This is a genomic window from Pseudomonas sp. 18175, from assembly GCF_050432925.1.
GTDB lineage: Bacteria > Pseudomonadota > Gammaproteobacteria > Pseudomonadales > Pseudomonadaceae > Aquipseudomonas.
Window position 1 is genome coordinate 174,669 of sequence record NZ_JBKFTO010000012.1, and the last position, 24,816, is coordinate 199,484.

At 59.8% G+C, this 24,816-nt stretch carries 28 protein-coding genes and 1 tRNA gene; 18 read left to right on the forward strand and 11 right to left on the reverse strand.

Translation table 11 applies throughout. From position 1 onward, the window contains the following. Positions 1-2: 2 nt before the first annotated feature. From ychF to ACLD1Y_RS18190, 12 genes are all read left to right on the forward strand, one after another. The gene (ychF, locus tag ACLD1Y_RS18135) at positions 3-1,103 is read left to right on the forward strand and encodes a redox-regulated ATPase YchF (protein WP_003171595.1); all 1,101 of its coding nucleotides are present in this window, start codon (positions 3-5) and stop codon (positions 1,101-1,103) included. A gap of 343 nt (positions 1,104-1,446) precedes the next feature. Then, positions 1,447-2,406, forward strand: coding sequence for a sigma 54-interacting transcriptional regulator (locus tag ACLD1Y_RS18140; RefSeq protein ID WP_429479277.1), 960 nt, complete (start codon positions 1,447-1,449; stop codon positions 2,404-2,406). A 171-nt stretch (positions 2,407-2,577) separates the two neighbouring features. Further along, positions 2,578-2,751: a hypothetical protein gene (locus tag ACLD1Y_RS18145; RefSeq protein WP_429479219.1), complete on the forward strand. Its 174-nt coding sequence runs from the start codon at positions 2,578-2,580 to the stop codon at positions 2,749-2,751. Positions 2,752-2,836: 85 nt separating this feature from the next. Next, entirely contained in the window at positions 2,837-3,202 is a 366-nt protein-coding gene (locus ACLD1Y_RS18150; RefSeq protein WP_429479220.1) for a hypothetical protein, read from the forward strand. 4 nt (positions 3,203-3,206) lie between these two features. Beyond that, positions 3,207-3,992 carry a type III secretion system inner membrane ring lipoprotein SctJ gene (sctJ, locus tag ACLD1Y_RS18155; RefSeq protein WP_429479221.1) on the forward strand — a complete coding sequence of 262 codons (786 nt, stop codon included), beginning with the start codon at positions 3,207-3,209 and terminating at the stop codon, positions 3,990-3,992. Beyond that, positions 3,985-4,527: a type III secretion protein gene (locus ACLD1Y_RS18160; protein ID WP_429479222.1), complete on the forward strand. Its 543-nt coding sequence runs from the start codon at positions 3,985-3,987 to the stop codon at positions 4,525-4,527. Before sctJ ends, ACLD1Y_RS18160 begins: the two co-directional genes overlap by 8 nt. A 10-nt stretch (positions 4,528-4,537) precedes the next feature. Next, positions 4,538-5,134 (forward strand): type III secretion system stator protein SctL, encoded by a 597-nt coding sequence (sctL, locus tag ACLD1Y_RS18165; protein ID WP_429479223.1) that lies wholly within the window; start codon positions 4,538-4,540, stop codon positions 5,132-5,134. 74 nt (positions 5,135-5,208) lie between these two features. Then, positions 5,209-5,445 carry a hypothetical protein gene (locus ACLD1Y_RS18170; RefSeq protein WP_429479224.1) on the forward strand — a complete coding sequence of 79 codons (237 nt, stop codon included), beginning with the start codon at positions 5,209-5,211 and terminating at the stop codon, positions 5,443-5,445. Continuing rightward, entirely contained in the window at positions 5,423-5,842 is a 420-nt protein-coding gene (locus ACLD1Y_RS18175; protein ID WP_429479225.1) for a type III secretion protein, read from the forward strand. The genes ACLD1Y_RS18170 and ACLD1Y_RS18175 overlap by 23 nt, the downstream gene beginning before the upstream one ends. Before the next feature lie 15 nt (positions 5,843-5,857). Then, positions 5,858-7,999 carry a type III secretion system outer membrane ring subunit SctC gene (gene sctC, locus ACLD1Y_RS18180; RefSeq protein ID WP_429479226.1) on the forward strand — a complete coding sequence of 714 codons (2,142 nt, stop codon included), beginning with the start codon at positions 5,858-5,860 and terminating at the stop codon, positions 7,997-7,999. Further along, complete coding sequence (gene hrpT, locus ACLD1Y_RS18185; protein ID WP_429479227.1) at positions 7,996-8,199, forward strand: HrpT family type III secretion system protein; 204 nt, start codon at positions 7,996-7,998, stop codon at positions 8,197-8,199. Before sctC ends, hrpT begins: the two co-directional genes overlap by 4 nt. Further along, the gene (locus tag ACLD1Y_RS18190; protein ID WP_429479228.1) at positions 8,196-8,522 is read left to right on the forward strand and encodes a transcriptional regulator; all 327 of its coding nucleotides are present in this window, start codon (positions 8,196-8,198) and stop codon (positions 8,520-8,522) included. The genes hrpT and ACLD1Y_RS18190 overlap by 4 nt, the downstream gene beginning before the upstream one ends. Here the strand turns inward: ACLD1Y_RS18190 and sctU are convergent, their stop codons facing one another. Genes sctU through sctW form a run of 11 tightly spaced genes read right to left on the reverse strand, consistent with a single transcriptional unit; the run spans position 8,523 to position 18,656 of the window. After that, on the reverse strand, positions 8,523-9,620 hold the full coding sequence (gene sctU, locus ACLD1Y_RS18195; RefSeq protein WP_429479229.1) for a type III secretion system export apparatus subunit SctU: 1,098 nt from the start codon (positions 9,618-9,620) through the stop codon (positions 8,523-8,525). Next, the gene (gene sctT / locus ACLD1Y_RS18200; protein ID WP_429479230.1) at positions 9,617-10,405 is read right to left on the reverse strand and encodes a type III secretion system export apparatus subunit SctT; all 789 of its coding nucleotides are present in this window, start codon (positions 10,403-10,405) and stop codon (positions 9,617-9,619) included. Before sctT ends, sctU begins: the two co-directional genes overlap by 4 nt. Before the next feature lie 10 nt (positions 10,406-10,415). Beyond that, positions 10,416-10,679, reverse strand: coding sequence for a type III secretion system export apparatus subunit SctS (sctS, locus tag ACLD1Y_RS18205; protein WP_429479231.1), 264 nt, complete (start codon positions 10,677-10,679; stop codon positions 10,416-10,418). Positions 10,680-10,686: 7 nt separating this feature from the next. Next, a complete protein-coding gene (sctR, locus tag ACLD1Y_RS18210; RefSeq protein ID WP_429479278.1) occupies positions 10,687-11,340 on the reverse strand; it encodes a type III secretion system export apparatus subunit SctR in 654 nt (217 codons plus the stop codon). Then, positions 11,340-12,368 (reverse strand): FliM/FliN family flagellar motor switch protein, encoded by a 1,029-nt coding sequence (locus tag ACLD1Y_RS18215; protein ID WP_429479232.1) that lies wholly within the window; start codon positions 12,366-12,368, stop codon positions 11,340-11,342. Before ACLD1Y_RS18215 ends, sctR begins: the two co-directional genes overlap by 1 nt. Continuing rightward, positions 12,365-12,811, reverse strand: coding sequence for a type III secretion system HrpP C-terminal domain-containing protein (locus ACLD1Y_RS18220; protein ID WP_429479233.1), 447 nt, complete (start codon positions 12,809-12,811; stop codon positions 12,365-12,367). Before ACLD1Y_RS18220 ends, ACLD1Y_RS18215 begins: the two co-directional genes overlap by 4 nt. After that, positions 12,808-13,221, reverse strand: a complete 414-nt coding sequence (locus ACLD1Y_RS18225) for a type III secretion system stalk subunit SctO (protein WP_429479234.1) — start codon at positions 13,219-13,221, stop codon at positions 12,808-12,810. The genes ACLD1Y_RS18220 and ACLD1Y_RS18225 overlap by 4 nt, the downstream gene beginning before the upstream one ends. Next, positions 13,208-14,566: a FliI/YscN family ATPase gene (locus ACLD1Y_RS18230; RefSeq protein ID WP_429479235.1), complete on the reverse strand. Its 1,359-nt coding sequence runs from the start codon at positions 14,564-14,566 to the stop codon at positions 13,208-13,210. Before ACLD1Y_RS18230 ends, ACLD1Y_RS18225 begins: the two co-directional genes overlap by 14 nt. Next, a complete protein-coding gene (locus ACLD1Y_RS18235; protein ID WP_429479236.1) occupies positions 14,563-15,456 on the reverse strand; it encodes an FHA domain-containing protein in 894 nt (297 codons plus the stop codon). The genes ACLD1Y_RS18230 and ACLD1Y_RS18235 overlap by 4 nt, the downstream gene beginning before the upstream one ends. 36 nt (positions 15,457-15,492) lie before the next feature. Further along, positions 15,493-17,586: a type III secretion system export apparatus subunit SctV gene (sctV, locus tag ACLD1Y_RS18240; RefSeq protein WP_429479237.1), complete on the reverse strand. Its 2,094-nt coding sequence runs from the start codon at positions 17,584-17,586 to the stop codon at positions 15,493-15,495. Further along, positions 17,583-18,656 (reverse strand): type III secretion system gatekeeper subunit SctW, encoded by a 1,074-nt coding sequence (gene sctW / locus ACLD1Y_RS18245; protein ID WP_429479238.1) that lies wholly within the window; start codon positions 18,654-18,656, stop codon positions 17,583-17,585. Before sctW ends, sctV begins: the two co-directional genes overlap by 4 nt. A gap of 260 nt (positions 18,657-18,916) precedes the next feature. On the opposite strand from sctW, the gene ACLD1Y_RS18250 reads away from it, so the two are divergent. From ACLD1Y_RS18250 to ACLD1Y_RS18275, 6 genes are all read left to right on the forward strand, one after another. Continuing rightward, positions 18,917-19,468 carry an RNA polymerase sigma factor gene (locus tag ACLD1Y_RS18250; protein ID WP_429479239.1) on the forward strand — a complete coding sequence of 184 codons (552 nt, stop codon included), beginning with the start codon at positions 18,917-18,919 and terminating at the stop codon, positions 19,466-19,468. Positions 19,469-19,657: 189 nt separating this feature from the next. Continuing rightward, positions 19,658-19,734: transfer RNA gene (locus tag ACLD1Y_RS18255), tRNA-Met, on the forward strand. A gap of 154 nt (positions 19,735-19,888) precedes the next feature. Continuing rightward, positions 19,889-20,398, forward strand: a complete 510-nt coding sequence (locus tag ACLD1Y_RS18260; protein ID WP_429479240.1) for a sigma-70 family RNA polymerase sigma factor — start codon at positions 19,889-19,891, stop codon at positions 20,396-20,398. 3 nt (positions 20,399-20,401) lie between these two features. After that, entirely contained in the window at positions 20,402-21,340 is a 939-nt protein-coding gene (locus tag ACLD1Y_RS18265) for a FecR domain-containing protein (protein WP_429479241.1), read from the forward strand. 116 nt (positions 21,341-21,456) lie between these two features. Beyond that, complete coding sequence (locus ACLD1Y_RS18270) at positions 21,457-23,886, forward strand: TonB-dependent siderophore receptor (protein WP_429479242.1); 2,430 nt, start codon at positions 21,457-21,459, stop codon at positions 23,884-23,886. Positions 23,887-24,028: 142 nt separating this feature from the next. After that, on the forward strand, positions 24,029-24,808 hold the full coding sequence (locus ACLD1Y_RS18275) for a PhzF family phenazine biosynthesis protein (RefSeq protein ID WP_429479243.1): 780 nt from the start codon (positions 24,029-24,031) through the stop codon (positions 24,806-24,808). Positions 24,809-24,816: the final 8 nt, after the last annotated feature.

Here is a 24,816-nt window from a genome sequence, read left to right on the forward strand (position 1 = left end):
CCATGGGATTCAATTGCGGCATCGTCGGCCTGCCCAACGTCGGCAAATCCACCCTGTTCAACGCCCTGACCAAGTCCGGTATTGCGGCGGAGAACTTCCCCTTCTGCACCATCGAACCCAACAGCGGTATCGTGCCGATGCCGGACCCACGCCTGGACGCCCTGGCGGCCATCGTCAATCCAAAGCGCATCCTGCCGACCACCATGGAATTCGTCGACATCGCGGGCCTAGTTGCCGGCGCATCGAAAGGTGAAGGCCTGGGTAACAAGTTTTTGGCCAACATCCGTGAAACCGATGCCATCGCTCACGTGGTCCGCTGCTTTGAAGACGAGAACGTGATTCACGTCTCCAACAGCGTCGACCCGAAACGCGACATCGAGATCATCGACCTGGAACTGATCTTCGCCGACCTCGACAGCTGCGAAAAGCAATTGCAGAAAGTCGCGCGTAACGCCAAGGGCGGCGACAAGGATGCAGTGGTTCAGAAAGGCCTGCTGGAGCAATTGATCGCTCACTTCACCGAAGGCAAGCCCGCACGCAGCCTGATGAAGAACATGGGCGCTGACGAGAAGGCCGTGATCAAGGGCTTCCACCTGCTGACCACCAAGCCTGTGATGTACATCGCCAACGTGGCTGAAGACGGCTTCGAGAACAACCCGCTGCTGGACGTGGTCAAAGCCATCGCCGACGAAGAAGGCGCGATCGTGGTTCCGGTGTGCAACAAGATCGAAGCGGAAATCGCCGAGCTGGATGATGGCGAAGAAAAAGACATGTTCCTTGAGGCCCTGGGTCTGGAAGAGCCTGGCTTGAACCGTGTGATCCGTGCTGGCTACGAAATGCTCAACCTGCAGACTTACTTCACCGCCGGTGTCGAAGAAGTACGTGCATGGACCGTCAAGGTCGGCGCCACCGCGCCACAGGCTGCTGGTGTGATCCACACCGACTTCGAAAAAGGTTTTATCCGCGCCGAAGTGATTGCCTACAACGACTTCATCCAGTTCAAGGGTGAAGCCGGTGCCAAGGAAGCAGGTAAATGGCGCTTGGAAGGTAAGGAATACATCGTTAAAGATGGCGATGTGATGCACTTCCGTTTCAACGTTTAAACGTTACTGCTTTTAGTAAAAAGCCGATGCCTTGCATCGGCTTTTTTGTGCTCGTTACTTTAACGTACCCACATACATGCACACACTATTAACACCGCCCCAAACGAATATTTTTCAACTAGCTGCCTACCCAGTCAAACTATTCCCTTAATCTTTAAGATTTACCTTACGTCACGCAAAGCATCTACACGCAACTACGGCTTGCACTTCTTGTTCAGTTACTTATTAAAAACCACTAATCATCAGCCCTGCCCGCAATCCCAGTGACAACTTCGCTAGTTTCCGGTCTACTGACTCCGACTTCACCTCCATGAAGTGGCAACAGCATTGGAGCAATAGCAATATGTCGGCCCTTAACCAAGATCAGACGGTTAGCGATACATCTTTTATCGACTGTCCTGCCATCGAGTCCACTGTCAGCAATGCCGCCCCCCTCAACATTGATGTGCTGCTACTGGGAGAAACGGGTACGGGCAAGGACACCCTGGCGCAACGCATACATGGTTTATCTGGACGCAAGGGAAACTTCGTCGCAGTCAACTGTGCCGCCATCCCGGAAACCCTTGCCGAAAGCCAGTTGTTCGGCGTCAACAGCGGCGCCTATACCGGTGCAATGCAATCGCGCGCGGGGTTTGTCGAGGCCGCTCACTTGGGCACTTTGTACCTAGATGAAATCGACAGCATGCCTCTGACGCTGCAAGCCAAGCTACTGCGGGTACTGGAGTGCCGCGGGATTGAGCGCCTGGGCTCGACGCGGTTTATCCAGGTGGACATGCGCGTCATTGCGTCTGCCCAGCACTCCTTGCAGGACATGGTGGAGCGAGGTGCCTTCCGCCGTGACCTGTACTTTCGCCTTAGTGTCATTAACATCCACCTTCCCCCTTTGCGAGAGCGGCGAGAGCGCATCATTCCGCTGTTTCTCGACATGATTAAACAAGAGGCCGACGCGTTTAAATGCCCGGCGCCGCCCCCCGCAGGCGCTCTGCTTCAGCAACTGCTCTGCCACCGCTGGCTTGGCAATGTCCGCGAGCTTCGCTCAGCTGCAAAGCGCTTCGTATTGGGCCTACCACCACTGCCCATGAGTCACTCGCCCCATGCAGAAACAAACTTGAAAACGCGACTGCAACAAGTCGAGAAAGCATTGATCGAAGAATCACTGCACCGTCATGAACATAACGTCGACAGTGCTGCAGCAGAACTGGGCGTCGCCAAGCGCACGCTTTACTATCGAATCAAACAACTGGACATATCATGCGATTCAAATCAAGCGAGCAGCCGGCAAGTTAAAACATTAAATACCTGACTTTTTATCGACTGACGAAACATCTAAAAACAAACCCCTCATATAACATTGGAACGCCGCACACATCATTCACCACGCAGAAAATGAGCATATTGGCGGTGGCTCAACACGCTGCGGGCATTAAACACATGATGTCAGCAGTCCAATCAAAACATACACAAAGGTGGCTCTATGTCCTCTATACCTTCCGTCGGCGCAGGCGCGAACAGCGCGTCTGCCCAAGCCCAGCTTGACCAAATTAACGCCAACAAAGAAAAGAAACTTGTTGAAGAAGCAGCAAAGACTGCCGAACAGGAACTCACTACGGCGAAGGCCGGCCGCGTGAAATCGCTAAGGTACGCTTAAGTACCATCGACCTCCTCAGCCAAAGGCCGAGGAGGTCGTTACTTTTACCACCGCTTGACCATCGGCCGATTCGAGGGAATTTCATATGTACATCTCCGAAGCTGAGTTCCCGGAAACCGGGAGCATTGCCTCCCAGGGCGAAACGCCTGCTGCGATCAATGGGGCTTCCGACATCAACTTTTTCAACGCGCAACTGAACCCGATCGGACAGCACGGCAAGCCCCCCCAGCCGTCCACAACCGCCAATCCATTGGCCATCGGCGCGCCTGATGCAAACGTTGCATACAAACGCGTAAAAAGAGGGATGCGCGACACCCTACTGAACAAACAGACCAAGGACGCCCATGCGCTGCCCGAGTCTCTGGCTGCAGCGAATCTCGATGTGGTGGCACGGGTCAAGATGCTCGGTTCGCTGGTCAAAGGCGTCGATAAAATCTCCACCATGGGATAGCCGCATGCACCGCTATCTATGCATTGCACTCTTGTATCTATCGACATTAATACTGGCCGGCTGCAGTGAGAGTGTAGAACTCCATCGACAACTGTCGGAGCAGGAAGCCAATGAGGTCATCGCCGAACTGGCTGACAAACAGATCCGTGCCCAGAAGATTCCGGCAAAGGACGGTGTGGTTGTACGCGTGCGGGCCAATGACATCAGTCGGGCGGTTCGCACGCTGGAGGCCGTTGGCCTGCCCAAGGTGGCCCGTTCGACGTTGGGCGATATCTTCCGCAAGGAAGGGGTGATTTCCACACCGCTGGAAGAGCGTGCACGCTACATCTATGCACTGTCCCAAGAACTGGAAGCCACCTTGTCGAACATCGACGGGGTGATCGTTGCACGGGTGCACGTGGTCCTGCCTGAACGGGTGGCGCCTGGCGAGCCGGTACAGCCCGCGTCCGCGTCCGTGTTCATCAAGCATGATCCGCGACTGGACCCTGACAACATTCAACCCCGCGTACGCAGGATGGTGGCCAGCAGTATTCCCGGCATGGCCTCTGCCATAGAAAACACGCAAAAACTGACCGTGGTTTTTGTGCCGGCAACGGCCTATCAGGAGCAGCAGCAACTCACCTATCTCGGGCCCTTCCTGGTACCCGGGCAAGACCTTGGATTCTGGCGCGCAAGCCTCATAACGCCCTTGATCGTGCTCGTGCTGGGGGGCGCCGGATGGTTGTTCTGGCGGCGCAGGGCCACGAACACTCAGCAGGCACAACCGGCAATCGCACACAGCAATGAGTAAAGAACTCACGTGGGTGCGCTGGTGGGTGTCGCCCTGGAAAAGCGCCCACCACGACTGGTGTAAGCACAAGGGTTTTGTAGAAAACGCAACGCTCTCGCGCAGCCATCATCAACAAGTCAGTCGCCTCTTTGAAATCGTGCCTGGGCTGCCTCCTCAGCCATCGGCACCCGTGCTGCAACTGGTGCTCAGCGGCTCCCAAGAACGCGGCCTCGCTCTACTGCTGGTCAAGGAAGTATGTAATCCCAGCCGCGACAGCCGCTTGAACGAGGAACAGCAACTCTGGTGCCAGCGCCTGGCCAAGGCACTGGCACCCGACCCGGTGCCGATGAACATCGACGACCCACTGCACTGCCTGCGCGCATGGGTCTCACCCGCTACCTGGCAGCGGTTACGATTGAGTTTTGCCTACCATCGGGTACTGGAACTGGAACGGCACCCCAGACTGCTCCACCCCCATGGCCGTCTGGACACCTTGTGGCAAGCCGCACTCTGGCGTGCAACATCCCACCCCGCCAATGCCCCTGTGCTCGAGTGAGAAACCCCGCATGTTTTGCACCCGTAAAATCGAGCTGCATACCGTCACCGCCAACCCGCCGACAGCCCTGATCCCCCGGGAAATGCTGGCCGACTACACCCAAGCCAATCAGTTGCTCGAACAGGCCAGGGCGCAGGCCCAGGCACTCATATGCCAAGCCGAAAACCAGTGCAAACAAGTGCTGGAAAACGCTGGCTACCAATTTTGGCAGCGTGCCAACAGCCAACTGCAGCGTTGGGAGTCGGAGCGCCAAGCGATGCACGACAACCTGGAACAGATCGCCACCTCAGTGATCAACACAACCCTTCGAAGCTTCCTGGATGAGGTACCGCCTATCCAACGCATCACGGCACTGCTCAACCAGCTGCTGAGCGCTCAGCTGCCTCCCGTCCAGGCAACCCTGCTGTGCCATCCAGTGGACCGTGAAGCAGTCGAGCACTGGCTCGCGCGCCTGGGGGAAGTACCTTGGGCGCTTCGAGCTGAAAGCGAGGTCGCTGCCCAATCACTGATGCTGGAGACAGACGACGGCGCGTTTCATATCAACTGGAACGACGCACTGAACCAACTGATACCCGCCTCGCCGCCCGCCATGAACCCACATGTTTAACAAATGCGTCAGCCGATGGAACCCGTTACACATCAGCGGCCACACATGAGGTAGCAACCTAGTGGAGACAACCGATGATTGGCGACGACCGCATACTTCCAAAACTCTACCGGCAGATGGCACTCGCCGAAAAGCGCTTCGATGACATCAGCGCTCTTGCTCAAGACGCGCAAGACAGCGACGAGCGCGCGATGCTCTTCCAGCAGATGATAGAGACAAAATCCAGCCTCGTTTCCGATATGGCACTGAGCTCGTCCTACCAGACCTTCCTGCAAGAGACCGTGAAATTTGCCCTCACAAACAGCGCCTAGCCGTTGGCTCCAACTGCTGGGTGACTGCCTCAATGGTCGCCAAGAGCAGGCCTTGCTGTGTGAACAGGGTGACGAATTAAGCCTGCATTGCCACGAGCATCATGTGCTGCTGCGTGTGCAACTGACACACCCAGGCCTGCAAGGCTACCCATTGCAGGCCTGGGTGCGCCTGGGGCAAGCCAGCTTGGCGCATTTCAAAGGGGCCTTGGCCCTTTGTCCTGCCAGCGGCCACCTCTGGCTGGTGCAAAACCTGCCACGGGCATGCAGCCAGGATTATCTGCTGAGCGCCCTGGAAGCACTTCTCAACCAGCGTGACACCTGGCGCTGCATCGTTGCGCGCCAGGCGAGGCCGGGGCGCAAGTACCAGGCTTATCCGTTACGCAAGCCGCTGCACTGAAACCGAGAACCTGCCATGTATAACCAGCCTCAAAAACCCACTGGTTTGCCCTCAAGCTCGCCAGTCGTTATTACCAAGCGTGCCCACTGGCACAGCCTGATCGCCCTGCCCTTGCTGCTGCTAACGCTGCATGACAGTCACGCGGCTATTCCTGCCGACTGGAAAAACACCGCTTACGCCTATGAAGCCGAGCATAAGCCGCTGAGGGAAGTCCTCGATGACTTTGCCAAGACCTTCGGCACCCAGTTGCAGATCGAAGGCCTGCTCGACGGCAACGTCAATGGCAAGATCCGCGCAAACACCCCCCAGTCGCTGCTTGATCGCCTGGGCATGGAACATCGCTTCCAGTGGTACCTGTACAACAACACGCTGTACATCAGCGCCTTCGACCAGCAAGAATCCGCACGTCTGGAAGTGTCGAGTGAAACCGTGGCCGACCTCAAGCAGGCGCTCACCGACATCGGCCTGCTCGACAGCCGCTTCGGCTGGGGTGAACTGCCCGAGGATGGCGTGGTGCTGGTCTCCGGCCCCAAGCGCTACATCGAACAGATCAAGCAGTTCAGCAGCCAGCGGCGCTCGGCTGACGAAAAGCAAAGCGTACTGACCTACCCGCTGAAATTCGCGAACGCGGCCGATCGCCAAATCGATTATCGGGGTGAAAAAATGCTGATCCCTGGGGTTGTCAGCATGCTGCGCGGGTTACTTGAGCCTCGCTCGGCCACCGCACAAGCCACCCAGGCTCCGTCATCTGGCCCCGCGGTGGTTTCGCCCATGGCCCATGGTTTTCCCCGGCTGGGCAACCCCTTGCTGGGCCAGATGCTTGCCCCACCGAGCAGCCAAGTAGCGCCCAACAGCGGGATGTCGCTGACACCCCGCGCGCCCGTATCTAACGGTCGAATCCGGGTTGAGGCCGATGTGCGCAACAACGCGGTGATGATCTATGACTTGCCAGAGCGCCACGGCATGTACCGCGACCTGATCACTCAACTCGACGTGGCACGCAAGCTGGTGGAAATCGACGCCATCATTCTGGATATCGAGCGCACGCAATTGCGCGAATTCGGGGTGAACTGGGGCTTCCAGAACGGTAACTTCCGGGGCGGCGTGAATAACATTTCACCGGGGACTTCATCGCAATTGTCGATCGCCAACCGTGACGGTTTCTTTGCCAATGTGCGCGCACTGGAACGCCGTGGTCTGGCAACGCTGGTCTCCAACCCCACGGTATTGACCCTGGAGAACCAACCAGCGGTGATTGACTTCAACCGTACGCAATACCTCACCGCCGGCACCGAGGTCGCAACCATTTTGCCGATCACCGTCGGCACCAGTTTCCAGGTGGTTCCACGGGTGATCACCTCACGTGGCAGCCATCAAATCCACCTGGCAATTGATATCGAGGACGGCAATTTCGACGAATCCAACCCTAACCGCACCGGACCCGATGTGCGCAAGGGCTCGGTCAGCACCCAAGCGGTGATGGCGGAAAAACGCTCCCTGGTCGTGGGCGGTTTTCATGTCACGGAAAACGCGGACACCCTCAACAAAATCCCTCTGCTGGGTGATATCCCACTATTGGGCAAGGCACTGTTTTCGTCCACTGAGCGCAAGAATAACCGCCGTGAGCGCTTGTTCATCCTGACCCCCCGCGTTATCGGCGACCAGGCCGACCCGTCTCGCTACTTGCCCCAGGCAGACCAGGTGGAACTGCAAGCAGCCCTCAAACCCCTGGCCCGACGCCAGTCTCCTCACGCCCCCGAGATCAAGCGCAACGACTTGATCCATGCGCTGGCCACGCTGGTCAGCGGGCAAGTGCCCACAGCCTTCAAGGCGACACCTATGCCCTTGGGCCTGAACACCCTCTGTTCAACCCGCGACCTGCTCGCCCTCAACACCGAGCGCAGCCAGTGGTACACCGGTCCGCAGTTCAACGTGGCGGTCGTGGTGCTGCGCAACCAGCACAACCGCCATGTACGTATCGACGAAAAAGAGTGCAGCAACTCACAGACACTGGCGGTCACCGCCTGGCCACGGGCCTGGCTCAAGCCAGGTGAAGAAGCGGAAGTGCTGATCGCCATGCGACCGGTAGTAAAGGACGAACACATCGGCGTCTCGCGCCCCTCCTTGATCGCACCCACAGGGAAAAAACCAGAATGATCCGTTTACTGTCGAGCCTCACGTTGACGAGCCTACTGCTGGTTGTGGCCGGCTGTACATCCACTTGCCGGGGCGACTCCTGTTCACGCCCGCAATCAAGCGCTGACAAGATGGTGATCTGGTGGCCCGAGCACATGCGCACCCAACCCGGCCCCTCGGGTGAGCGCTCGGATCACCAGACCATCTCACTGGAACGATGAGCTCAAACCTGAACGACCTGGTGGGTGGTGCGACCACTCACCTGCCCCTGTCCAAAGGCATTGATCTGCGCACACTCAAAGCAGGCACGCAGCTCGGCCTGGCGCTGCAGATCAGCCGCGAGGCGCTGCAGGCCAGGCAAACGCAACAGGTGCTGGAGCGGCGCTTTGAACAGCCGCTGATGTACGAGAGGTGCTTCGTGTTTTCCAACCACGAGGACGCCTTGGTACTGTGGCACAGCGTCGAGGCGGTCGGCATGCCACCGGAGAAAATCCTCAGCCGCCTGCTGTCACTGGCCGGGCTTGATGCACTGGATCGCTCCTGATCAACGTTGATCAAGCTCCGGCATCTCCAGGGTTTCACGCTTGGCTTCATCGTCCAGCTCGCGCAAGGTGCGGTAGATAAAGGCCACCGCCTGCAGCGTATCGCGAGGAATGTTCGCGCCCAGTTTTTGCTTGTACAACGTACGCGCCAACCACACACACTGGATCACCGGGACATCCGCTGCCTTGGCACGGTCGATCAGCGTGCGGGCCTGGGCATCGGTGCCTTTTTCCACCAATAGCGGCAAGGGGGTCTTGCCGGGGCGGTAGTACAAGGCGACCGCAAAGTGCGTCGGGTTGACCACCAGCATGTCAGCCTCTTCCAGCTTGGGCAGCTTGACCTTGGGTTCCTCATTCGCCATCTCGTACGCCAATTGGCGGCGCTGGCCCTTGACGTGCGGGTCGCCCTCCATGTCCTTGTACTCTTTGACCACCTCGACCTGCGTCATACGCATACGCTTGGCAAAGAAGTACTTTTGCAGCCCCAGGTCTATCAGCGCCAAAACCAGCAGCAATCCCAGGCACACATGCAGCAAGTGGCGAAACAACGCAATCAAGGCCTGGATGTAGCTCTGCAGATCGCTGCTGGCCAGGTTGATCAGCACACCCAGTTCCGGACCAATCACCACGTACAGGATCAGGCTCAGCAGTACTGCCTTGGCCAAGCCCATCAACAGGTTCATCAGGGACTGGCCGGATAACATCTGCTTGGCCTGTTTCAGCGGGTTGAGGCGATTGAAATCAGGCTTCAGGGTTTCCGGCGCAAACAGCAGCCCGAACTGCATCCAACTGCTGATCAATTTAACGGCAATCGCCACCCCGGCCATCAACAACGCAAAGGAGAAAAACACCAGCAGGCCTTCCAACAGCACCTCCTCCAAGGTGTGTAAAAACGGCTGGCCGATGCGGCTTAATGGCAGCGTCAGCAATTGCTGAAAACGTAGCATGCTGGGTTCTGCAGTGAACAACGCAATTTCGCTCACAGCGGTCAGCACCAGTAATTTGCCGACGTCCTGGCTCTGGGCAACCTGGCCCTTCTTGCGTTGGTCACGCAGTTTCTTGGCCGAGGCGGGGTGTTTTTTCTCTCCGGAGTCACTCACGATTGTGCTCCTTGGAACATCACGCCAAGGACGTGTTTGAGGTCGGCCAGCAAGCTCATGCGTCCGACGATCAAGTCTTGCAACAACGGCAAATACAGCAGCAAAAACGCCACCCCCGCCAGGCATTTGACCGGCATTGCCAGCGACGACACCTGCAGCTGCGGGCTGTACAGGCTCAGCAGCGCCACGCCGAACTCCAGCAACAGCAACACCGCGATAAAGGGTGCCGCGTACAGCATCATATGGGTGAAGGTATCGCCCATCAGCCCCAGGAACACGGCGAAGCCATCGGCGCCAGGCAAGGGCAGCCAGACCGTGGCGGGCCAGATCAGGTAACTGTCCCAGATCACTTGGGTCAGCACGCCCAGGCCTAAGGTGACCATCAGCAAAAAAATCGCCAACTGCTTGAACATATGCCCGATGGGCGTTGCGTCCGGCCCGAGGGAAGGGTTGATCTGCCCCCCCGTCAACGCGCCGCGCTGATTGTCCAGCAAAGCGCCTACCGACTCGAATAACCAGAACGGCATGGCCAACAAAACGCCCAGCAGAATGCCTAGCGCCGTCTCTTTCAATACCAACCCGGCGATCATCGCGGCTGAATGATCCTGGCCTTGCAAAGCCGCGTGAATAGCCGGTGTCGGCATCAACGCCATGACAGCCACAATCACGTGTCGGGGCAACCCGCGAATATGTTGAAAACAGAACGCTGGCACCAGAATCGCACAGGGATAGATACGTGCCATGCCGATCACCAGGCTGGGCAAATACTCCAAATATTCCTGCAAAGGGCTTACCTCAGTTCAATGCCGAGCGCGCGATCATGTCGAAGGTCAGGTTGATCAACTGGATCAATTCCACGCCGATCCAACGGCCTGTCATCAGGAGGGTGATGCCCACCGCCACCAGCTTGATGCCGAAGGGCAGGGTCTGGTCCTGGATCTGCATCAACGCCTGTACCAGGGATGTCAGTACGCCGACGATCACCGCGACAATCAGCGGCGGCGCCGACAGCACGACCACCAGCAACATGCCCTGCTTGAACAGCATGATCGGGTCCATAAACGCCTCAGAGGTAGGACAGGAACAGGCTGTCGAGCAATCGCGACCAACCGGAGACCAGCACGAACAACAACAGCTTGAGGGGCAGTGAAATGGTCATCGGCGAGACCATCTGCATCCCCAGCGCCAACAGCAGGTTGGAGACAATCAGGTCGATGACGATAAACGGAATGTAGATCAGAAAGCCGATCTCGAACCCCGACTGCAACTGCGACAGTACATAGGCAGGAATCAGCAGGACCAAGTCGTCGCGGTGGGTGGCCTGGGCCATTTCCGGCGGCCACAGCCGTACGCTGTTTTCCACCAGGTGAGTAAGGATGTCCGGGTCGGTATTGCGCGTCATAAAGACCCGCAACGGCTGGATGGCGTGGCTACTGGTGTCCTGGAACGCCTGCACGCTGCTCACGTCCACCGGGGTGTCCTTGACGACCTGTGCGATCTCGTACCCCACCGGCGCCATGATGAACAGCGTGGCGGCCAGGGCAATGCCATTGATGGCCATGCTCGGCGGGACCTGCTGCACGCCGAGGGCGTTGCGCGTAATCATCAGCACAATGACGATCTTCAAGAACGCGGTACACACAATCAGCAACATCGGCGTCAACGATACGGCACCCAGAAACAGTGCCAGCAGAACGGGGTCGACCCCCTGGAGATTCATCAAGAAAAAATCACCCGATCCAGTTGCAAGCCCAAGCGGCCATCCACATCCACCAGCTTGCCGTGGCCGATGGGGCGCTCGCCGTAATACAGCCCCGCCATTCCCGGCGCATACCCCGACACGCCTACGACCGCACCGGGAGCCAACTGACGCAACTCGCCCAGGGTCAGTTGCAGCGTGCCGCAGCGCACACTCAAGCCCATCGCCAGTTCGTCAAACGGCTCATGCCCGAATACATCCACCGGGGCCTGATCTGCGGCGGCGGTGGATTCGGTCCAATCGTAGCCTGGGTCCTGGCCTGCCAATACTTCATCCACACATATGTCCTCGATAGAAAAAAGGCTAAACCGCAAGGTCCCGTGGTCATTATCCAGGCGTCCTTGCAGACGATGGCGCCCCAGGCACAAGCGCCCCTCGCCGCTGGCACTGAACATCGGGTGTTTCAACATCAACACGTCACCCGGCCGTATGCTGCTGACCTCGCCGATGGGCAGTTGCGAACGGCCCAGCAGCAGTGGTAGCGAGAGGGATACCGAAGGGGGCAGCGTTTGCGCCATGGGGTGCCAAGTCCTGGCATCGCACAGGGCCAGAAACGTATCCGGGGCCAACGTCAGGCAATCGACCACCCGCGATGCCCCCAACGTGACGGTCAGTCGACAACTGAACCCAGTGGGACGCGCGCCCGTCTGCAATCGCAGGAAACCAAGCAGTGACTGCACTTGCGGGCTGAGTTGATGGTGGAACAACGCCCAGAACCAGGCATCAGGATCATTGCCCTGCGCAGCCAACGTGACCGGGCAATCGCCGAGCAGGCTGAGCACAGGTCCTGCATCCCCGAACGCCAGCACACCAACCGCAGTTTCAAAGCCAAAGGCGCAATGCCGGATGGGCGCAGGCCCTGGCTCCATGATCAGTTCGCCGTGCTGGTCGGCGACTTGGAAAGGCATGCGCAAACCACGCCCCAACCGACGCAAGGCCGCTACGGTAGCGCTATCGACCACGGGCAATGTCAGGGGTGAAATCCTCATCGGCTGCCCGCTGTCGCCAGCGACAGATGCACCGGCAGCCCCAGGTCGATGCTCAAGCGGTGCTGGCAGCACTGTTTCACGCCAACCAGCCACAACCTCGTGCGCTCGTCCTGCGCATCTAATTCAAGGTGCCAGGCACGTTGCTCACGCCGTGCACTGACATCGATCCGGCCCAGGCGGGGCAGGAAAAACGCGGCTTGCAAGGGCCACTGGCTGGCGGCGTTCAGGCGTGGCACTAACTGCTCGGCAAAGGTCTCGAACAATGCCAGGTCGGTGCGCGCCTTCGACGCGGTCAAGGATTGGCCGAAGCCCTCCCCCCCCCCTTCACCGGCAAACAGCTGTGAAAAAAATCGCCCTTGCTCCCACGGCAACACAGCTCCCGGTATCGACTCGCGTTCCTCACGCGGCGGGCGCTCGAGCTTACCGGACGGTACCTGAGTCACGTTGGCTCCTGCTTCAGCAGGGTTGAAAGTTCCTGGAGTTTTTCCACTTGGCGCAGGCACTGGCTGGCCTGCTGTTGCGCCTGCTGCACTTCGATCACCTGTGCCGCCTTCTGCTCGTGCAGTGTGTGTATATGGCCCTCTTCACGACGGGTCTCAGCCGACAGGCTCTGCTCCTTAGCGGCCCAGGATTTGAGCGCCTCTCGGGAAACGACGTGCCCTTGGTGCTCGCTCAACAATTGCGCGCTTTGCAGGGCCTGCTGTTGACGCGTATCTACCAACGCGGCTTCGGCGTGTTCGATGCGCACCAGCAGTGTTTGCTGGTGTCGCTTGGCCTCACGCAACATGCGCTCGGCGCGGTCGGCACGGTGCCTGCGCAGGCGGCGCAGGGTCTCGAGTTCAGAAAGGGACATACGCCGTCAGCTCCGTCAGTTGTTCAAGGGTACTGGCCAATGGCGAGGGCTCGCGCAAATCCTGGCGCAGGAAACTGTCCACCGCCTGACGGCTCTCCACCGCCCTATCCGTGAGGGCATCGTTGCCAGCCTGGTATTCCCCCAGCTTGAGCATCAGCTCTATCTGCTGGTACGCCGACAACAACCGTCGCAGCGCAGTGCCGCCTTGTATGTGCTCAGGCTGCGCCACATTGCTGAGGATCCGCGAGAGGCTGGCCAGCACGTCCACCGCCGGGTAGTGCCCACGCTCAGCCAGCTTGCGCGACAGCACGATGTGGCCGTCGAGCAGCGAGCGCACTTCATCGGCTACCGGGTCGCTCATGGAGTCTTGTTCGATCAACACGGTGTAGATTGCCGTGATTACCCCTTCGCGGGTCAGGCCGGCGCGCTCTACCAGACGCGGCAGCAAGCTATAGACCGACGGCGGCAACCCTCCCCGGCCCAGTGGTTCACCGGCGGCCAGGCCGATTTCACGCTGGGCCCGCGCAAAGCGGGTGAGGGAATCGATCAGCAGCAACACCCGCTGGCCCTTGCGCCGAAACCCCTCGGCAAGGGCCGTGGCGGTAAACGCAGCCCGCGCACGCTCCATACTAGAGCGATCGGATGTCGCACACACCAGCACCGCCTTGGCGCGCAGTTGGTCATCCAGTTCATGGTCTAGAAACTCGCGTAGTTCGCGCCCACGCTCGCCGATCAGGCCGAACACAATCACATCGCACTCAACGTTACGGGCGATCTCGGCCAGCAAAGTGGTCTTGCCGCAACCGGCACCGGCAAACAGGCCGACGCGCTGGCCTTCGCCCAAGGTCAGCAGGCCATCGATCGAACGCACGCCCGTGGCCAGCGCTTGGTGAATACGCGGACGCTCGGTGGGAAGAGGGGCCTCGCACAGCACGGGGGTTGCTTGCTCCGTATCGCCTTCGACAAATGCGCCAAGCCCATCACCCGCAATCGGCCGCCCAAACCCATCAAGCACCTGCCCCAGCAAGTCATCTCCAACCCGAACGCGATGAGGCACGCCCAAGCGCTGCACGCTAGCGCCCACCTGCACCCCTTCAAGGTTGCCCAGTGCACTAAGTACCGCGTCCTGGTGGTCGAAGCCGATGATCTCAGCGAGCATGCTGTCGCCGCCGGGTTTATCCACTTTGCACAGGTCACCGATACGCGCCTGGGGCAGCCGGCATTGCAGCAACATACCGTTGACGCGCTGGATACGACCGCGCACGGACACCGGAGCAAAGCTGGCTAATTGGCTGGCCTGACGCAACCGCCAGGCGTCGAGACGAGCTTGCTGATCCTGGATCACCAGCGCACCTCAAAGCGTTGTCGGCCGTCGAATACCAAACGGCCATTGTCGATGGAAACCAGACGCAAGCCATCCACCTCGTCTCCAAGAAACAGGCGCTGGCCGCTTTCCAGGACGACATGTCCATTCGGGCCACCGACGATCTGTGTGATCTTGAACGGTGGCTGGCTGCCACCCTCGCGCACCCGGCTCATGACCGGCACCGCGCTGTCGAACTGCTCGGTAAAGCGGGTGAGCATGCGCGACAGCAAGGCCATTTGCTCCTGGGACACGTCGCCATGGAGTGAGACCTGCCCATTGACCGCCTGTAACGTGACCCGTTGCGCCAGGTCTCGCTCGTTGAGCATCCTGAGCAATTGCTGGCGCACTTCAGGCACCGTGACCAGCGCGTTTTTTTGCGCAGCGGCCTGCATCAGCGAGGCCTGGGGCTGGCTGTCTCCAGCGTTCATCATGCCTACCACCGTGACCAGAACGGCGACCACCAGCAGCCCGCCCATCCAGCGCTTTTGAGTGGGCTTGGGCATCGTGCTCAACGGCAGGGACGGCGACGAATCAACAAGCGTCTGCAGTGGCACCGATTCAGGCTCTGCGGGCCAAGGCTGATCCGTTAGGGACACGCACAATCGAATACCGCTGATAGAAAACGACAGGTCCACAGTCAGGTCGGCAATCTGCGCCACCACCTGGCCAGTGTTGTCCTGCACCAGCCCCGCCTCGGCCTGCACACACCATCGGTCCGCCGTCCGGCGTACCCACACATGGCGTAGTTCAATGGCGGGGTCGTGGAGCACCAAGTCCGCCTCAGGGCTGGCGCCGATACACCATTGCTCACCGAACAGCGGCAACGCAGCGCCTTGTTGCGAGCCGTTGAGCACGCGTAATTCAAACATCACCGCCCCTCACTGCTACAAACATGTAACCAGTACTCATGCCACCGCCTCATGCAACTGGCCGTCCCCGTCCAAGTCAAAACGCCCCAACACTTTCACCTTGGAGGCACTGCCCAGTTCGGCAAAAGACAGTACCGGCACATGGTTGAACTCTTCGAGCAAAAGGGTTCGCAGGGGGCTGCGTAGGTCTTGTGCTACAAGCAACACGCGCTTGCCTTTGGCGCGTAGCGGGAAGGCTTGCTTGAGCAGGCTGATCAGCACTGCGCTGCTGTCGTTGTCGAGGGCGAAGAACACTCCGGTCTGAGTCTGGCGCAGGGCCTCGCGCAGGATGTTTTCGGTCTGGGGCGATAGCAGCCAGGCATGCAGGCCATCGGCTTCGCTGTGCTGGTGAAAGATATGCGCCTTGAGGGCGATGCGCGCATAGTCGGCCAGTGCTTCGGGCTCGCGCTCGTGCTGGCCGTACTCCACTAGCGATTCGACGATCAGGCGCACAGCACGTAGCGGCACGCCCTCACTCGCCAGGCGTTGCAGCACCGCCGAGAAGCGCGACAGCGGCATGATGCGCTGTATCTCCTGCACCAACTCGGGCTGGCTGGTTTCCAGCCAACTGAGGATCGACTTGCTCTCCTGCACCCCCAAAAACTGCGGGCCGCTGAGCATCATCGCCCGGCTCATGCGCTCAAGCAGCAACGCCTGTGCCGTGAAGCGCTCCACCTGCTCGTCATCGAGCACAGGATGATCCGGCGCCAGCCACATCCACATATCCTCTTCACGCGATACCAACCCCTTTGTGCCTGACTCCACTGGCGCTGCCAGGGCAGTTTGCTCTACCGCGACCCAGGGCCCTATGGTCGCCCTGAGCACAGGTATTTCATGGACACAGAAGCACAGTTCATCGTCCTCAAGCGCTGGCAAGAACTCGACTTCAAACGGCGGAAGGGTTAGCCCCAGGTCGGCCACCAGCCCATTGCGGGCCTGGCGAATACGCTGCATCAATTCTGTGGCGAGGCTGCTGCCCTGCAACCGAGAGGGAAACTGCAGCAAGTACGGGCGCGAAGGATCGAAGGCGCGCAGGTCTTCATCCCCATTGTCGTGCGCCGCTGCAGCGTCGTTGTCAGCCGCGTCGGGCCGGTCTTGCCTTTTACGTTCCTGTGCCAGGTAATAGCCCAGGCCACCGGTGACCAATGCAATGAGAATAAACACCACAGTCGGCATTCCCGGCAGTGCGGCAAACGCCAACATGCCCACCGAGGCGATCATCCAACTCTTGGGCTCGCTGGTCATTTGCCGGGCGATTTCAGCGCCCATATTGGTCACGCCCCGGCGCCCATCCGGGGCGACACGGGTGATGATCATACCGGCGGTCAAGGAGATCAGCAGCGCCGGGATTTGCGCGATCAGGCCGTCACCGATGGTCAATACCGAGTACAGCGCCATGGAGTCGCCAGCGCTCATGCCATGCTGGAACATTCCGGTAGAGAAACCACCCAGCAGGTTGATCACCACGATCACCAGGCCCGCAATCGCATCGCCCTTGACGAACTTCATCGCCCCATCCATGGCGCCGAACAGCTGACTCTCGCGTGACAACTGCTCACGTTTGTCCCGTGCCTGCACGCCGTCGATAAGGCCGGCGCGCAAGTCGCTGTCGATAGACATCTGCTTGCCGGGCATGGCGTCCAGACTGAAACGCGCGGCCACTTCGGCGACCCTTTCCGAACCTTTGGTGATCACCAGGAAGTTGACGATGGTGAGGATCATGAAGATCACCAGGCCCACCGCCAGGTTGCCGCCTACCACGAAGTTACCAAAGGCCTCGACAATGTCACCGGCGTCCTGCTCCAACAGGATCAGGCGTGTGGTGGCAATCGACAACGCCAGGCGGAACATGGTGGTCAGCAACAGGATCGACGGAAACGACGAGAACGCCAATGGCCCGGGCAGGTACAACGCCAACACGATCAACAGGCAGGAGATACAGATGTTGAGCGCGATCAGGATGTCCACCAACCAGGTCGGCAGCGGCACGATAAAGATAAACACGATGGCCATGACCACCACCGCGCCCAACACCTCGGCACGCTGCGCTATCTTGAGCAGCACGCGGTTGATGCTCGCCAGCGCGGTCACGCCTTGGCCCTCGGCGCAGCACCTGGGCGCTGGAGCAGTTTCTCCTGGCGGGTGAGTTCATCCATCACCAACAGGACGTTATGCAAGCCCTCCTGACGCCCCCGGCTGTCGCGCCACAACGCCAAGGGCAAGCCCTTGAGCATCGGGTAAATCCCGTTCAGCGTGGTCAATTGGCCCGGGGACGATGCGCCGGTCAAGTCCGCCGCCAGCCGCTGGACCTCGGCACACGCGATGCCGCCCCCCGCGTACCCTAGCAAACGCTGGAGCAGTACCACTGCATCGTGCTCAACCTTGAGACGTTGGATCAACAGCCCGCAGTTGCTCAACACACTGCCCAACTGCCCGCAGCTTTGCAGCCCCAGCAGCAGCGTGCGCAACTGGGCGCAAGGAATCGATGAAGTCTGCGCCGCGATATCGTCTGCCAGGGCCCGGCGCATCAGGTTGAGCCCGGCGGCGAACTGCTCGCCGCCGTACACGCCCAGCAGTGACTGCATCATGGTCGCCAGGGATTGGCGCACCACCACGCTGGCGTAGTAAAGCGCCCGCACCGCCTGACGCTCTTGCGGGTCGCCCGTGGCGGCCTGCAACGCCATGGCGATGTTCAGGCCTGCCTGGATTTCCCGCTTGTAGCGCACCTCAAGCTTGGCCAGGGCATCACGCGCCAGTGCCGCTTCGGTCTTGCGTACTTCAGCTTCGGCCTGGGCCGTCACCTGGCGCAGCACCACAAACGTGCGTGCCGGATCATTCCCGGTGAGTTCCAACAATTTGTCGACGCTGGGTTGCTGCAACAACTGCATGCGCACACGGCGAGCAATCGCCGCCAGACTCGCCTGGGCCGGATGACCCAACTGGTCATACAGCTGCGACAGCTGTTCCATCGGGGTTACCCGCGCGCCTATTGCGCGCTGGCTCAAAGCCTTGCTGTTAAACGCCACTTCCTGGCTAAAAAGATTGGCAAGGTCATCGCCTGGCTGCACAGGCGCAGGCACCTGAGTACGGGCCGTGCTGCCAGCGGCAGGCTGATCCAGGCCTTGGAGCGTTTGCACATCGGAAACGGATTCGACTTTCATGGGCGTGCCGGACAGGAAGTGTGTGCTTGTGTGGCAAACCTCCCCGGTTCGGTTCCATAAACATCAGCATTGCCTGGCGTATTGAATAAGCCGGCACAGCCTCAGGCCGTTTTGTGCAAGGCGTTGCACGAAAACCATCGATTTCAAGATATTTATTTATATAAATCATACAGTTATATGATTTTTTTGCTTGGCATAACCAGTGCTAAAGGGCTTTGCGTCGACACCATTTCGATCGCGTCTACCCTGAGGAAAAAATCATGGATATCCCAATTGGTGCTTTAGCTCACCTAGTCGGCGGCTCGCCTCAATTCATGCTCCACCTGACGGACGACCATCAGAAAAAACTCCGACGATTTATCCACAAACGCGTACTCAACCCTGAGGATGCTGATGACATCCTGCAACTGACCTACCTGGAAGCCTGGCGCAACAGAGAACGCTTTAGCGGCCAGGCGACCCTCAGCACGTGGATGTGCGGGATCGCGCAGAACCTTATTCGCAACCACTTCCGGCGCCTGTATGCCAAGCCGGTGCACTGCGAATTCGACGAAGCCTTGTGGCATGGCCAAGAGGAAAACCACAATCTGGATTGGGAGTTCGAGATCAACAGGCGACTGGAAAAAACCCTGATTGCCATGAAAGACCTGCCGGTGGAAATGCGCAAAACACTGTACGCATCCCTTGAGACCGACGGCAGCTACCAGGACACTGCCGACGTGTTGGACATTCCCATTGGCACCGTGCGCTCACGCCTGTCGCGGGCACGCGAACAGCTCAAGCGCGTCACCCATAACCCGTTGTACCCGTAAGCCAGGCCAATAGGCACTGTTGGGCGGCAGGGATATCTGCCCAACTTGATGCCCCCCCGCAAGACCCGCCTCTCCCCCGCCGCTCGTCGCTCAATCGCCTGTTTTTGCTTAAACAGTTGAAAGCGTAGAAAAATTTTCAATAAAAACGCTTGACGCATTCCCGTTCCAAGCGAATAATGCGCGCCACTTGGCTACATAGCTCAGTTGGTTAGAGCATAGCATTCATAATGCTGGGGTCCGGGGTTCAAGTCCCTGTGTAGCCACCAAGTACTAAAAACGGCTTACCGAAAGGTAGGCCGTTTTTTTATGCCCGCAGAAAAGCCCTGCTTGGCACTCCCCCAAAATCCCGGCCTTGCAAAAATACCCAGCAAACCAGAAAATGAGATTGATTATCATATAAGCCGTTTCCAGGTTTAAACCATGCCCCCCGTCGACCATCTGCATCAACAGACCGTGCACACGCTTTATGCCGACCATCATTCCTGGCTCTGTGGCTGGCTGCGCAAACGCTTGGGGTGTGTCGATCACGCGGCGGATATGGCCCAGGATACGTTCGTTCGGGTGCTGACCCAACGCAAGGCCCCTGAGTTGCGTGAACCACGTGCGTACTTGAGCACCATCGCGCGCAGCTTGATGATCGACATGTTCCGGCGCCGTACGTTGGAAAAGGCCTACCTGGAAACCCTGGCATCCCAGCCCGAAGCATTGGATATCTCACCGCAAACCCGTCTGCTGATCATTGAAACCCTGCTGGAAATCGACCGCATATTGGACGGGTTAGGCGCGCGTACTCGGCAAATCTTCCTGATGGCTCAGCTCGATGGCTTGAGCTATGTCGAGATCGGCCGGCAGTTGCAGGTGTCCGTCAACACGGTCAAGAAGCACGCGGTACGGGCATTGCTGCATTGCCTGCTGGCCACCGAGGAGTAAGCCATGGCGCTGGATCATGCGACCCTCGAAGCGGCCGCGCGCTGGTACGTGGATTTGCGCTGCGACGACGCCAACCAGGCCACCCGCGATGCGCACCGGCACTGGCTTGAAGGGGCACCGGCGCATCGCCAGGCCTGGGAACGGCTGATCCAATTGCAGGAGCGCTTTGAGCGGGTAGGCCCTGGCGTCGCGCGCCCCACGTTCAGCAGTGCCCGGCTCAAACGCCGCGAAGTGCTCAAGGTGCTGTCGCTGCTGCTCGCCGCTGGCGGCACCGGCACCTTGGCCTGGCGCACCACCTCGCTGCCGTCACTGGTGGCCGACCAACGCACTGCCACCGGCGAAAGCCGCAGCCTGCGCCTGGACGACGGCAGCCAGGTCAAACTCAATACCGCCACCGCGCTGAACATTCACTACAGCCCAAGCCTTCGCGAGCTGCACTTGCTCAGCGGGGAAATCCTGGTGCAAACCGCCCGTGACGCCCAAGCCCGGCCATTCGTGGTGCACACCCGTGAAGGCAGTATCCGCGCACTGGGAACACGCTTTATTGTGCGCAGTGACAACGATCAAACCCAGGTGTGTGTACTCGAACATGCGGTCGAAGTGCGTACCGCAACCCAGACGCCACCGGTGCGGGTCGAAGCAGGCCAGCAGTTGCTGTTCAGCCAGACCCAGGCCGGCAGCCTGCAACCGGCCAGCCCCAACGCCGACGCCTGGACCCTGGGCATGCTGGTGGTCAACAACTGGCGCCTGGACACGTTGATTGTTGAACTGCAGCGCTACCGCCCTGGTCACCTGGGCTGCCACCCACAGGTTGCAGGGCTGCCGATCTCGGGCGCTTTTCACCTGGACAACATCGACGCCATCCTGGAAAACCTTTCGTCCACCCTGCCCGTGCGCATCCGCCAATTCAGCCGCTATTGGGTGCGCGTGGAACCTGCGTAAAGCCCCTGCAAAAAAATTGCGCCCAGGGGTTGTTGATTTAGATTCTCGTTCGACTTGGTAGATAGAGGCGCATCAGACGCCACCTCATCTACTGCCAATGGGCGAAAGGAAACGGTATGTCCGTAAGCAAGCCAACCACTCAACGACCCGCTTCACTCACCCGCGCCGTGCTCCAGGCGTTACTCGGCATGGCCCTGGGTACGCCGCTGACCGCACTGATGGTGGTCACGCCCGCCTGGGCACAGACTGGCGCTGCCAGCCAGTTCGATATTCCGGCAGGCTCGATCAATAACGCGCTGGCGCAGTTTGCCGCCACGTCGGGGGTGAATATCTCGTTCAACCCGGCCCTGGCCCAAGGGCAGCAGTCCCAGGGTTTGCACGGCGTCTACAGCGTGGATGCGGGCTTGCGCCAACTGCTCGCCGGCAGCAAGTTGCAAGCGGTATTGCTGGGCAATGGCAGCTACTCGCTGATCCCCATGGACGACGCACCGCTGCAACTGGACCCCACCAGCATCACCGGCAAATCGGTGGAGTCCAGTGCTGGCCCGGTTGAAGGCTACGTCGCCACCCGCAGCAGCGCCGGCACCAAGACCGACACACCGATCATCGAGGCCCCGCAGTCGATCTCGGTGATTACCCGCCAACAGATGCAAGCCCAAGGCGCGCAGACCGTGACCGATGCGCTGCGCTACGTGCCTGGCGTCAAGGTGGAAGCCTATGGCCTGGACCCAAAAGGCTTCGACTGGTTGTACATTCGCGGCTTCAACGGCCAAGCCAGCAGCGACTATCTCAACGGCCTGCGCCAGCAAAACAACAGCTACGCGTTTTTCCGCAGCGAGCCCTACGCCCTGGACCGTATCGATGTTGTCCGTGGCCCGGCTTCGAGCCTGTTCGGTCAGGGGGATGCAGGCGGGATCGTCAACCGGGTGAGCAAAAAACCGGAAGCCAATCACGTCAACGAAGTGCAAATCACCGGCGGCAATCATGACCGCCTGCAAGGCCAGTTTGATATCGGCGGCGTGTTGGCTGACGATCAGCATCTGCTCTACCGCGTGGTCGGCCTGGCCCGCGATACCGAAACCCAGGTGGACTACGCCGACGGCCACGCGTTGAAAGACGACCGCCTGTATATCGCGCCATCCCTGACCTGGGCACCGGATGACGACACCAGCCTGACGCTGCTCAGCGACTTCCTGCGCGACTCCAACGGCGGCTCGCTGTTCGCCTACAGCACGCCCAGCGGCCACACCACCAACATCCTGATGGGCGACCACAGCTTCAACCACCTGGACCAGCAGCAATACAGCCTGGGCTACGAGTTCCGCCACCGCCTGGACGACACCTGGGAGTTCCGCCAGAACGCCCGCTACGGGCAGGTCGACCTGATCTTCCAGAACCTGCTGCCCACCGCCGTCGACACCAGCACTGGCACCGTTTCAAGGATTGCCGACCGCTTCGACCAGCACATGGACACGTTCAACCTGGACAACCAATTGCAGGCCAACTTCACCACCGGCCCGCTGAGCCATACGCTGCTGATGGGCGTCGACTACACCTGGCAAGACGCCGATATCACTCGCTGGCGCACCACGGCGCCGAGCATGAACCTCTACACGCCGCAATACGGCATGGCCATTGCCCGGCCAAATGCGGCAACCAGTTTCAGCACGATTGATTACGACCAGACCATCGAACAGGTCGGTGGCTACCTCCAAGACCAGATCAAGTTCGACGACCACTGGATCGTCACCGCCGGCGGGCGCTACGACTATGTGCGCAACGCCATGGACAACCACGTCGGCGCCTCCACCAACCAGAAAGACAACGCCTTCACTGGCCGTCTGGGCCTGACCTACCTCACCGAATTTGGCCTGGCGCCGTACGTGAGCTACGCCGAATCCTTTACCCCCAACACCGGCACCGACCGCAGCGGCAGCGCCTTTGACCCGAGCATGGCGCACCAGTGGGAAGTGGGCGTTAAGTACCAGCCCACCGACGCCATCCTGATGACCCTGGCGGCTTACGACCTGACCAAAACCAACGTGCTGACCACTGAAATCGTCAACGGCGTAAGCAGTGCCTACAGCGTTGCCACCGGCGAGCAGCAGTCACGCGGTATCGAAGCCGAGGTCAAGGCGCGGCTGGATCAGCACTGGGACTTGATCGCGTCCTACACCTACACCGACGCCGAAATCACCAAGAGCAATCGCGGCGACGAGGGCAACCGCCCGGCCAACGTGCCCAAGCACATGGCGTCTGCCTGGTTGAATTACACCTTCCACGACAGCCTGCTCAACGGCCTGAGCTTGGGCGGCGGCGCGCGCTATACCGGCGTGTTGTATGGCGACAACGCCAACAGCTACCACATCGACAACTACACGCTGTTCGATGCGGGCGCGAGCTACCCGATAAACAAGCATGTGACCCTCTCGGTCAACGCGCAAAACCTGCTGGACACCGAATACGTGGCGACCTGTGATGACTCCTACGAGTGCTACCCAGGCATGCGCCGCACGTTGCTGACCAGCGTCAAGTACGCGTGGTGATCACACCGCTTTTGATGTAGAAAAAACGGCTTACCCCCAGGTAGGCCGTTTTTTTATGCGCGCAAAAAAAGTCGTCATCTGTACGGCGACGCTTGCTCGGCCCGCTGTTAGTGTCCAGCCTCCCCAACACGGAGTGCCCCCGATGCAACTGGATATCTACCAAGTCGACGCTTTCAGCCAACAGGTTTTCGGCGGCAACCCGGCCGCTGTCTGCCCGCTTACCGAGTGGCTGCCCAACGAGTTACTGCACAAGATCGCCGCTGAAAACAATCTGTCGGAAACCGCGTTTTTTGTACGCCGTGACGACCTCTATGAGCTGCGCTGGTTTACCCCGGAAGTTGAAGTGGACCTGTGTGGCCACGCCACCTTGGCCGCCGCCTGGGTGCTGATCCACAAGTTGGCAGATACGTCGCCCGTGCTGCGTTTTGCCACCCGCAGCGGCGAGTTGCGGGTGACGCGCAATGGCGACGAACTGGCGATGGACTTCCCGGCCAAGCAGCCTGAGCGTTGCGAGCCGCCAGCAGGTCTGTTGAGCGCCTTGGGGCTTGAGCATGCCGAGGTATATGGCACCGACGACTACATCGTGCTGGTGGAGGATGAAGCCCAGATCGCCGCGCTGACGCCGGACTTCGCGCGCCTGCGGGGCCTGCCCAAACGCGGGATCGCCGTGACCGCCAAAAGCACGCGATTCGACTTTGTTTCGCGCTGGTTCGGCCCGAACGTGGGCATCAATGAAGACCCGGTGACCGGCTCGGCCCACACCTCGCTAACCCCGTTCTGGGCCAAGCGCCTGGGCAAGTCGCAGTTGACTGCCGAACAAGGTGGCCAGCGCCGTGGCCAGCTGCGGTGCGAGCTTAAGGGCGACCGGGTGATCATCTGTGGCCATGCCGTGCTCTATCTTCAAGGCACGATTTACCTGTAAAAAGAACG